At 57.2% G+C, this 8,383-nt stretch carries 6 protein-coding genes; 1 reads left to right on the top strand and 5 read right to left on the bottom strand.

Annotation, left to right across the window (positions count from 1 at the left end):
• Position 1 precedes the first annotated feature (1 nt).
• From arsD to VGE80_RS11620, 3 genes are all read right to left on the bottom strand, one after another.
• On the bottom strand, positions 2-439 hold the full coding sequence (gene arsD / locus VGE80_RS11610; protein WP_397568139.1) for an arsenite efflux transporter metallochaperone ArsD: 438 nt from the start codon (positions 437-439) through the stop codon (positions 2-4).
• Between the two features lie 155 nt (positions 440-594).
• A complete protein-coding gene (locus VGE80_RS11615) occupies positions 595-921 on the bottom strand; it encodes an ArsR/SmtB family transcription factor (RefSeq protein ID WP_373649707.1) in 327 nt (108 codons plus the stop codon).
• 687 nt (positions 922-1,608) lie between these two features.
• Complete coding sequence (locus VGE80_RS11620) at positions 1,609-3,321, bottom strand: thioredoxin family protein (protein WP_440592786.1); 1,713 nt, start codon at positions 3,319-3,321, stop codon at positions 1,609-1,611.
• A gap of 445 nt (positions 3,322-3,766) precedes the next feature.
• Here VGE80_RS11620 and VGE80_RS11625 point away from each other — a divergent pair, with 445 nt between their 5' ends.
• On the top strand, positions 3,767-4,858 hold the full coding sequence (locus VGE80_RS11625; protein WP_397568141.1) for a hypothetical protein: 1,092 nt from the start codon (positions 3,767-3,769) through the stop codon (positions 4,856-4,858).
• 571 nt (positions 4,859-5,429) lie between these two features.
• On the opposite strand, the gene VGE80_RS11630 is transcribed toward VGE80_RS11625, so the two are convergent.
• Together VGE80_RS11630 and VGE80_RS11635 are read right to left on the bottom strand one after the other, a co-directional pair.
• On the bottom strand, positions 5,430-6,899 hold the full coding sequence (locus tag VGE80_RS11630) for a DUF1501 domain-containing protein (RefSeq protein ID WP_373649704.1): 1,470 nt from the start codon (positions 6,897-6,899) through the stop codon (positions 5,430-5,432).
• A gap of 68 nt (positions 6,900-6,967) precedes the next feature.
• A partial coding sequence (locus VGE80_RS11635) for a DUF1553 domain-containing protein (protein WP_440592787.1) occupies positions 6,968-8,383 on the bottom strand: 1,416 nt, incomplete at its 5' end.

Here is an 8,383-nt window from a genome sequence, read left to right on the forward strand (position 1 = left end):
CTTAACAGCACTTCGAATCCGTATCACCACAACTCAGAACGTTCAATGGGTTGGCCGACTTCGGTTCCGAACAGCAGGAACTCGCAGACGAGGCCGCTGCACCGCCACAGCAACTGCCTGACTGGGTTACCGGCACAGCAGAATCAGTCCAGCCTGCCAGCACGAGGCGATCGGGGAAGGTGGCGCGACTGACGATCTGTCCGTCAATCAGGATCAGAGGTAAGCTTTCGGTCCCTTCTGTCGACAAAACCTGATGGACAGATGGGTTATCAATGAAAGCCTGGGGTTGCTGCCCCAGATTGAATCGCTCGACCTGATGTCCCTGCGATTTCAGCCAATCCAGATCCGCTGCAAATCGAGCGAGTGCCGGGTCCACTTGAGGGCCGCAGACACCTGTCGAACAGCACATCGGCTTGTCGTAAACCTGAATGACCTTCATGATGTTCTTTCTGTTGGATGTTTCTGTCAGGAAAAAGAAGACTCGACATCAGGTCCCGCTTTTCACAGGGAACGAGCGGGAAGGCCCCGTCCCTCGGCAGGCCATGTTCCTCGGCAGGCCATGTTCCTCTGACCGGCAGGTCGTGCGGGGGGAAATCAAAGGTTCCCGACCAGGGACTTCAGCTCCTCCAGCTTTGCGGGATTGATACAGTAGCAAACCTTCGGGCCATCCACTTCGCCCTCAATCAGTCCCGAGGCTTTGAGAATTTTCAAATGCTGCGACACAGTGGATTGTGCGAGGGGAAGCTGATCGACGATCTCGCCACAGACACACGACTTGCGACTGGCCAGCAATCGCACAATCCGGACCCGTGCCGGATGAGCGATCGCCCAGGCAAGGCCCGCAAGCTGCGACGCCGATGCGTCCTCCGGCAAGGGTACGTCGCCAGTTTCACAAGTCCGCTGGAGATCTCGACCCGTCATACCTCGCTCCTAAATCGTAAATCGACGTTTAACGATAGGCATGATGGTGGTTGAAGTCAATTCGAGGCAGCCGAGGAGCTGGTGGAGGTGGGATTCCCTGGCTCCGATATCCGCCTGGGAGCAGCGGCCGGAATTATCCCGAGAGGGACTTTGAAGAGTGGCGATGACCTTCCATCCGATCGCCTGATCGTGAGCCGGATGGGACACGGACATCAGAACGGCCATCTTCCGTCCGGGGGGGGCGCGCATCCCGAGCGACACCGATTGCCCCAGCCGCGGTATTGAGTGCCTTCGGCTGAGTGGCCCGGTGGCGAGTCCCCTGGTGCGATTTCGAGCGAGAGATTTGCGCGGCCACACCTTGCCAGTGGCGATGCCGCATACTTGGGGTCCGTGACCAAAGTCGGTTCGAACCATTCCTCTCCGCGCTCAACGGTCGTGAACCAGGTCCGTCATGAACGCGAGTTTCGTTTTGTTTCACTGCACGGATGTGTGAAGCGTCGCTCACTCCACCCTGACATTCGTGGGAAGTGTCATCACTTGCCGTTCAAAACGACATGCTGCGGAAGAGACGGTCTCAACCGTCTGACGAGTCACCGCCAACTCATCCAAGACATCCGTTACGAGACCCATGGCGGGTCGGTGTGCGGTCTCGAGTTAGGTTGTCTCGAGTTGTACAGCGATCGACCTTTAGTTGCGGCTTCCTCTGCGAGCCTCGAATGAGGTTTCAAAATTCCGCTGAGGCCGCGACATGTCTGCTGTGGCGACAGGCCCTTTTCGCGTCGTCGCACGCTGCGATGCCGTATTCGAAGCGACAGCGTTTGTCCTTCGAATGGGGGCCTTGGTCTTCGACTTGTTGCTGGCCGCAACAGCCGTCGGACGGGGATTGCTGGTCGACTCGTGCAGCAGGTCGTCAACGAAGCGGGTACTAGCCTGATTGACGATGACGACCCGACTCGCGACTCCCGGCTGCTTCGGACGAATGATACAGACGATTTCGGCGTCGACATAGTCACCCGCCGCGCCCGGTAACGACGAACCGGGAGCAGAATCGCGCAGTGCCTCGGCGAGCATTTCGCCGGCAACATCCCCCTCGTGCTCGGCCCCTTCCGGCGCAATCTCCTCAGGACTTCCCAGGAGCGGCTCTTCGTCTTCCGGAACGACGGCAGCGATCTCTTCCTGTGCCTCTGCTTCTTTGGCCATGCCTTTCGGTACCAGATGCCCCAGCTTCGCCTTTGCCAGCATCTGGGCGACCGGTTTCATCCCGGCATAGATGCCTCGTTTGTAATTCGCATCGGCGAAGATACAGATTCCGACTTGCTCGCGTCCCAGAAACAAGCCTCCCCCCGAGCGACCCTGTTCTGGTATCCCGGTGCATTCAATGTTGTCAGGACCCACCACACTATTGATCCCGGTCACCACGTGCTCTTCCAGCGAGGGGAGCTTTCCACCGCCACAGCCGATGCTGAAGACACGGTCTTCGACCTGGGGAACACCGGGCCCAAACCCGAGCTTGACCACGGGCAGACGATTGTCGCAGGGAATCGACAGCAGACCGACATCCGCGTCGAGGTCATAATCTATGATTTCTGCCACGGCGACCTGCGGCTTGGTGTTGGGCTCGGGGAACAGGTCAACTTCGATGACCGCCTTCTTTCCCAGGTTCCGCAGAATGTGACCGCAGCTAAGAATGATCGCCCGGCCGGGCTTGCTCTCAATCACCGTCCCTGAGCCGTAGTGGATGTGCGACCCGTCCAGGACCCGAATCCGCGTACTGGCAGCAAACGCTTCACGGGAAATCTGATCCATTTTCGGCGAGGCGTCGGCGTTCTGGAGTCGAAAGGTTTCGGGCTCATCTGCAGGAGCTTTCTTAGGGCCCTTGGACTTAGAGAACAGGGGAGCAATCTTTGGAAACAGCTTCTTGTCGTCACCTGAACGGGATTCCCCCTTCGTTTCGGGCAATGCCTGGCCCTTCCGGGAGGGGGGAAGGCTGGCCATGGCGTCATCGCCATTCTGCTTGGGCAACATCATGAGCATGCTTTTCAGCTTTTTCTCATCAGTCATCCCATTGATACGGCTGATCTCGCGGCCGTTGGCAATCAGCACGAAGCAGGGGATGCTCTCGATGTGGTATTTCTCTGCGAGTCCCTTTTCCACGTCGATATCCACCTGACGGATGGAGTAACCCTGACGTTCAAGCTTGGAAACGATGGGACTCATCTGCTGACACGGGCCACACCACTTGGCCGAGAAGTCCAGGAGAATATTGTTGGGGTCTGCGGCCTGAGCAGAGATGCTGGTCGCCGTAATCCAACTGCACGCGACCACCACCAGGAGAGTTGCAACGAGCATTGTCCAGAGCGAAGCGGTCGCACGACCGCGCAGAGAAACTCGATGCTGCATGTATTCGGCCTCCGTGCCTTTTGTAAATCTGCCAATTTCTGCCGCCAGCCGACGGACATTCTTACAAAGGGACGAGCTGAGCCATCCATGGCAGCAGAATTCTCCCTTTGTCGAGTTGATTCGATCTGATTTGGCCGGAAAGGTACGAGGCAAAATGGTGTCTTGTACCCAGGTCAGATGAGAACGTTTTACAACTGAGACTGGTCAAACGGGGATTACGCACGAGGCGTGCCAAGACCGGAAAAAACTGCCTCTGGACACAAAAAATGGTTGCTGATACGTTCCCGCCCACACGAATTTGAAATCTCCCCTCAAGTTTATTGGTCGCGGACTTTGTTACTACGATCGGTGTCGTAGATACGACGGGCTGCGACGATACCGCGATCAGGTCTGTCACCTCTCATTTCAAGTCGTTACGTGCAATCCAGTCAGAATGGAGTCTGTCGTGCCTACCCAATTCCCACTTCGAATCCTGTTCCTTTCTGTCCTCACACTGGTTCCTCTTTCGTCCCTGCTCGCGATTGAAAACGATCCCGCAAAAGAGTACCGATTGACGGAAAAACACGGCCCGTGGATGGTGATGGTTGCCACGTTCCGCGATGTTTATGACGCAGACCGTAAGAAGGAAGGGCTGACCGCCGAAGAGGCTGCCAGCAAACTTGTTCACGAACTTCGCGACAAGGGCATCCCCGCCTATTCGTTCTCGCGCGATGCCAAGAAAGAGACAATTGAAACACATGACCGCCTGGGGAATCCCGATAAGCGAGTCTTTGCCGCTCAGCGAGACATGATCTGCGTGCTGGCGGGTAATTATGAAAAAGTCGATGATCAGCCGGCGCAAAAGACCCTGGCTTACATCAAGAAATTCAAACCCAAGTTCATGTCAGACCCCAAGTCAGGCGCGGTCGTCCGAATCTCGGATGGAACAAAAGGTCCCTTTGCTTCGGCATTTCTCACCATCAACCCACTTCGCCAGGCAGGTGACGTGGTCCGTCAGAAACCCGATAGCATGGCCAAGTACCTGAATTCAGGAATCGACTATGCCCTGGTGAACGTCCCCCGCAAGTACACACTCAAAGTCGCCACATTCACCGGCAAATCCGCCATTCCTCTGGGTAACAGCAAGTTCACAGGACAGGAAGCCAGCTTCGATAAGATGATTGGAGAGTCGGGCCCTTACAATCTTGTCCGTGCAGGGGAAGACGCCGCGCAACTCACCTACGCCTTGCGACAAAGTAACGATGCCATTCGTGAATGCCTGAAGGGGGAACGTTTCGAATCTTATGTCTATCACGACAAGTTTCAGTCGATCGTGACGATCGGCGGCTTCGACTCGCCCAACGATCCTGAAATTCGCCGCCTCGCCGAAATGTTTCACGCCACCTATGAAGGAACAGCCCCGGGCGAATATGAACTGAAGTGCAAGTCGCTGAGCCTTCTGAACCCCAACAGTCGCCCGAACGCAAAACTGCCCCCTCTGCAAACGTGGGTCTTCGATCCGATTCCCGAACTCATGGAAATCCCCCGGATCAAGTAGTCATCGCAAGACAATCACGCTGCTCGGTCGCCAGGTCCGAATACGTTCGGGCCAGGCTCTCGGCGAACCCCGATTGCCCCGTCATCACAGCGACCGGGACGGCGTCAGCCGCAAAACGTTTCCTCCAGGTGAACAACCTCGGACGACTTGGTTCTGGTGGTCCAGGCGAGAAAGGGATCACCCGATTCAGCACGGGCCATTTGAAGGGGAATCCGAGCACCATCGGGCTGGTTAAAGTCAAAACACCCAGGCCTCATCGGAATGATGCAGGACCTGGGTCTTTTCGTTGAATGCTCTGTTGATTGCTTTTTGACGGATGATTTGCGGGCGATCGCGAACTGGGCTTTCGCATTTCTACGTCCTGTCATCCCACCGCGGGGCAAGCACCTTCAGCGGTGATGTCAGCTGGTGACACTCGGGACGGTCGACCGAACAGTTCGCGGCGCCGTTTGAAAGACATTTCTCGCACGAAAAGACCGGCATGACTGGGGTCCCTTACCCCGCATCACGCCGGTCTTTCTGATTCAGTAAGTGAGAGGTCCGAGATTGTCGTCCTTCAGACCCCAATTCGTCAGGCCAGGATGTCGGTCACGATCTTTCCATGAACATCGGTCAGACGGAAATCCCGCCCCTGTGCCCGGTATGTCAGCTTCTCGTGATTGATGCCCAGCAGGTGCAGGATGGTGGCATTCAGATCATGCACATGAACGGGTTTTTCCGTAATGTTGTAGCTGAAGTCGTCGGTTTCCCCGTGCACCAGGCCCCCCTTGACACCCCCACCTGCCATCCACATCGTGAAGTTTCGCGGGTGATGGTCGCGGCCGTAGTTGTCTTTCGTCAGGGTCCCCTGGCTGTAAACGGTACGCCCAAACTCGCCTCCCCACACCAGCAGGGTGTCTTCCAACATTCCGCGTTGCTTGAGGTCCTTGATCAGCGCCGCACAGGGTTGGTCCGCAACTTTCGTCAGTTGGCGAATCTGTCCTGGCAAGCTGCCGTGATGGTCCCAACCGCGGAGGAAGACCTGGGTAAACCGAACGCCTCGTTCCGCCAGTCGTCGGGCCAACAGACAGTTGTAGGCGAAGGAACCTGGCTGAGTGACTTCAGGCCCGTACATCTCGAGCACATGCTTCGGCTCTTTCGAGATGTCGGCCAGTTCCGGGACGGACGTCTGCATGCGGTAAGCCATCTCGTACTGGGCGATACGGGCAGCAATTTCCGGATCACCCACTTCGGCCAGACGTTCCTGGTTCAGTTCCCCCAGTCCGTCCAGCATCTGGCGACGGATTCCTCCACTGACCCCCGGAGGGTTGGACAGATACAGCACGGGATCACCCGAGGACCGCATCGAAACCCCCGCATGTTTGGTGGGCAGAAAGCCCGAAGCCCACATCCGTGAGAACAACGCCTGGTTCATTCCCCCCGAAGCGAGTCGCGAGATGAGTACGACGAACGACGGCAAATCCTGATTCGGACTGCCGATGCCGTAGGATAACCAGGCTCCCAGCGATGGACGGCCTGAAATCTCACTGCCGGTTGTCATGAACGTAATCGCCGGATCATGGTTAATCGCGTCGGTATTCATTGACTTGATGATGCTGATGTCATCGGCGACGGTTGCCATTTCTGGCAGCAGTTCGCTGATCCACGCACCGCTCTGACCATGCTGGGAAAACTTGAACATCGAGGGGGCAACAGGAAACCGCGTCTGACCCGAGGTCATCGTGGTGATTCGCTGACCATTCCGAACCGACTCGGGAAGATCCTTATCGAAGTACTCACCCAGTTTCGGCTTGTAGTCCCACAGATCCAGTTGCGAAGGACCATCGGCCATGAACAGCCAGATGACCCGCTTGGCCTTGGGAGCGTGGTGCATCGCCGGCATCACACCAAAAGTCTCACGACCACCCTCGCTGGCCACATCACTGGCGAAAATGCTGGGATTTATGCAGGAGGCCAATGCGGCAGCCCCCAAGCCTGTTGCGGATCGACTGAAAAAGTGCCGACGCGTCATTGCCAGTTTGTATTCGAGTAAAGGGTCCATAATGGAATCCTCTTGAGTTCGGCGTGACAGGTGTTCATGGAAGCGGATCGTGGTCGAAGCCACGGAAACTACTTCGTAATGGTTTCATCAAGGTTAATCAGCAGGTTCGCGAGCATTGTCCAGGCAGCGTACTCAGCGGTCTCCAGATGGGGATCTCTGGGAGAATCGCCATAGGCAAGCAATTGCTCTGCAGCTTTGGTGTCGGCCTGGAATTGAGCCCGCTGCTTATCCAGCGTCCCCTTGAGAACTTCGAGTTCCCGTGCGGACGGACGACGGGCAGTCACCCAGCGGAAGCCATAGACCAGTCGGTCTTCAGGCGTCTCGCCCCCTTCACGCAACATCCGCTCAGCCAGCTTGCGGGCCGCATCGACGTATTGCTTGTCATTCATCAGCGCCAGCGCCTGCAGCGGCGTATTCGTCCTTGGACGCCGCACCGTACAGTTCTCTCGCGAAGGGGCATCGAAGGTCGACATCGATGGAGGTGGTGCCGTCCGCTTCCAGAATGTGTAAAGGCTGCGACGGTACAGGGATTCCCCCGCATCCGGTTTGAATTCACGCGTGTTGCTGCCCACAAAGGCCACCGCCTCCCAGATTCCTTCTGGCTGGTACGGTTTGACACTCTTCCCGCCGGCCCGCTCGACCAACAGGCCGCTGGCGAACAGGATCGAGTCACGAATCACTTCCGCATCAAATCGGAAACGAGGGCCTCGTGCCAGCAAGACGTTTTCCGGATCACGACTCAGCAGTTCGGACGAGACCTTTGCCGACTGTCGGTACGTGCCCGACATCAGCATCAGTTTGTGCATGCGTTTGACATCCCACCCGGTGCGAATGAACTCGGTGGCGAGCCAGTCGAGCAGTTCAGGATGGGAAGGCCATGTCCCCTGAGCCCCAAAGTCTTCGGCCGTTTTCACGATGCCGGTCCCGAAGAACTGTTGCCAGTAGCGATTCACGACCACGCGGGACGTCAGTGGATGTTCCGGAGCCACCAGCCATTGTGCCAGTCCCAGTCGATTGTTGGGCACACCTTCGGGTAATGGTGGCAACACAGCGGGAACACCACGTTCGACCCGTTCCCCCTTTTTATCGTAAGCACCCCGGATCAGAATGAAGGCTTCGCGTGGCTGCGGCAGGTCCGCACTGACCATCGTTGCCGGAATCGCCGCGTCCAGATCGGCACGCTGCTTTTCATTTTCGGCGATGCTGGTTCGCAACTTCGCAAACGTGTCCCGCGTGTCCACGTTCACGTGCTGCAGGAAGTAGTCGCGCAACTGTTGCTGTTGCTCCGGTGTTCTCGCAGCGGAAGCGAGCTTCAGAATCTCCTGTATCGGCGCGGGATACGTCGTGCTTGGCGTCGGCTGTTGCGCCTGTTCCCAGGCAATCTGCGACTGGAAATCGGTAGCAGCGGGGGCGGCCCGTGACACGATTCCGGCTTTATCCCAGTAGCAGGTACCGCCGAACTGTGTAAATGCCCAGCCGTTGAG

Source organism: Schlesneria sp. (assembly GCF_036405755.1).
GTDB classification, from domain to species: Bacteria; Planctomycetota; Planctomycetia; order Planctomycetales; family Planctomycetaceae; genus Schlesneria; species Schlesneria sphaerica.

Bases quoted from the DNA above. Each gene is read 5' to 3' on its own strand.
- VGE80_RS11620 (WP_440592786.1), bottom strand. From the start codon at position 3,321: ATGCAGCATCGAGTTTCTCTGCGCGGTCGTGCGACCGCTTCGCTCTGG.
- arsD (WP_397568139.1), bottom strand. From the start codon at position 439: ATGAAGGTCATTCAGGTTTACGACAAGCCGATGTGCTGTTCGACAGGT.
- VGE80_RS11630 (WP_373649704.1), bottom strand. From the start codon at position 6,899: ATGGACCCTTTACTCGAATACAAACTGGCAATGACGCGTCGGCACTTT.
- VGE80_RS11615 (WP_373649707.1), bottom strand. From the start codon at position 921: ATGACGGGTCGAGATCTCCAGCGGACTTGTGAAACTGGCGACGTACCC.